Below are 1,977 nucleotides of genomic sequence, written 5' to 3' on the forward strand. Positions count from 1 at the left end.
GCTTCTGACTGGTTCTTCTTTCCTTAATCCGACTATGGCAGAAATTGCATCCAAAATTCCATACCTCGGTCAAGTGTTCCAGACCAAACCTGTTTTTGAGGTGCTTAGAGAAGCTTTAGAAAGTGAAGGTTACGATAAGATATATCTTGGCATGACTCCGGGAGAAACTGCTTTATTCGAAATTCGCATAGAAGGATCAGAAAAGGATGCCGACCTGGAAAGGGGGAAAATTACAAAGATTACTGAAAAGGTCTTAAAGAGCAAGGGATATGATTCATATGAAATCAAAGTAACCTCTTATATTCCTAAATTAACCCCTATGACAAAAGAAGAAAAACAATTGACTGAACTTAACAAGAATCTAGAGGAAGGTTTAAAACAGAAAGGTTATGAGTTTTTGTATGTCAATCCATTCAATGAGGTTATTGAAGTGGCAATCCCTTTGACTGAGAAGAGAGGGAATGAAATTAAAGCAGCCACACTCGAGCTTGCAAAAGCGAATGGTTCAGAAAAAGAAGTAAAGCTTGTTAGCGTCGATGTCGAGAAAAATAAGCGTGAGGGCCTATGGATGAAGTATTTGGAAAGTATTCATGAAGGCCTTGCCTTAAAAAAGGAGTATAAGGTCTCTGGATATGCTTATTCCTATAAAGAAGATAAAATGAAAATCATCATTAAAACAAGCATGAAACAATCGGATCAAGATGCAAAAGAAACAGTAACAAAAATCCGGAATGAAATTAAGAAATTTATAGATAATGAGAGAGTAGATACAAGCGTCAAAAATGACGAATATGATATTATTGTCCGTGATAAGAGCGGCAAGGATTTCCCGTATTAATATGGAAATACGAAAAGCGGTGATGCTTCATCGCTTTTATTTGTTTTAAGTTAAAAAAATTCAATTTAGTTAAGGACCATTTCGTATTCTTCGTTATTATCATGCCAATTTTTCACTAGGTTAATAGTTGTTATATTTCATTACTTTATGGGCAAAAATAGTATATTGTGCAGTGAAGAAAAATATGGTAAAATTAAATACGAACGTAAGTTCTATAAATGAAGAAGAGGTGCTGTCATGGTAACAGGAATTGTCCCTTATTTAGTTACGAATGGAGACGGTCAAGAAGCAGTGAAATTCTATCAGCATGCATTGGGAGCAGAAGTGATTAATCTCTCTACATTTGGAGATATGCCTGAGGATCCTAATTATCCAATTGCTCCTGAAATGAAAAATCTTGTTATGAATGCCCAGCTGAAAGTTGAAAATGCACTTTTGATGCTTTCTGATAATATGCCGGGCCATCCTTATCAGCTGGGAAACCAGGTAACCGTAGCACTTTTGATCAGCAACAAAGAGAAGGCTAATGAAATATTTGAGAAGCTGCAGGATGGTGGCAAGGTAACGATGCCAATTCAGGAAACATTTTGGAGCCCAGCTTATGGCCAGGTGACAGATAAATTCGGAATAGATTGGCAAGTATCTACTGATCCTGAAAAATAAAATAAAGGCCAGTCTGCACCCGCAGACTGGCTTAATAAATAATAATTTAGAGAGAGTCATTAATGACCTTTTTAGAGTAGGTCACGGATAGAACACCAAAAGTCGAATAAAGTGCTGTGTAAAGTACCATGACAATCAACATTGGCCACCATAATTCTGTACCAAAAAAGAACCACCCAGATTTCACTGCAAAATAGCTGTGCATCAGGCCAATCACTAAAGGGATACCAAAGTTAAAAGTTTGTTTCGCCTGAATCCCCTTAAGCAAATCTCCCTTTGTAAATCCAAGTTTTCGCAAAATCGTGTAGTTTGGCTTTTCATCCTCGCTTTGATCCATTTGTTTAAAATATAGGATACAGCCTGACGTAACCAAAAATGTCAGCCCAAGGAAGCCGACTATGAACATGATGAGCCCCATTTGGCTTTTTTGCTGAATAGTTAAATCAAGTCTGGATTCATTTCCATCCACTTCACCT

At 37.1% G+C, this 1,977-nt stretch carries 2 protein-coding genes and 1 pseudogene; 2 read left to right on the forward strand and 1 reads right to left on the reverse strand.

Translation table 11 applies throughout. The features are described from left to right. Nucleotides 1-838: DUF4030 domain-containing protein (locus WB217_RS08540; RefSeq protein ID WP_423992519.1), on the forward strand; the 838-nt coding region annotated here is incomplete at its 5' end. Between the two features lie 237 nt (nt 839-1,075). Continuing rightward, a complete protein-coding gene (locus WB217_RS08545) occupies nt 1,076-1,501 on the forward strand; it encodes a VOC family protein (RefSeq protein WP_423992521.1) in 426 nt (141 codons plus the stop codon). A gap of 46 nt (nt 1,502-1,547) precedes the next feature. Here the strand turns inward: WB217_RS08545 and WB217_RS08550 are convergent. Further along, nucleotides 1,548-1,977, reverse strand: a pseudogene (locus WB217_RS08550) (bacitracin ABC transporter permease); the annotation flags it as partial.

Origin of the sequence: Mesobacillus sp., from assembly GCF_049588175.1 — a bacterium.
Lineage (GTDB): Bacteria > Bacillota > Bacilli > Bacillales > Cytobacillaceae > Mesobacillus.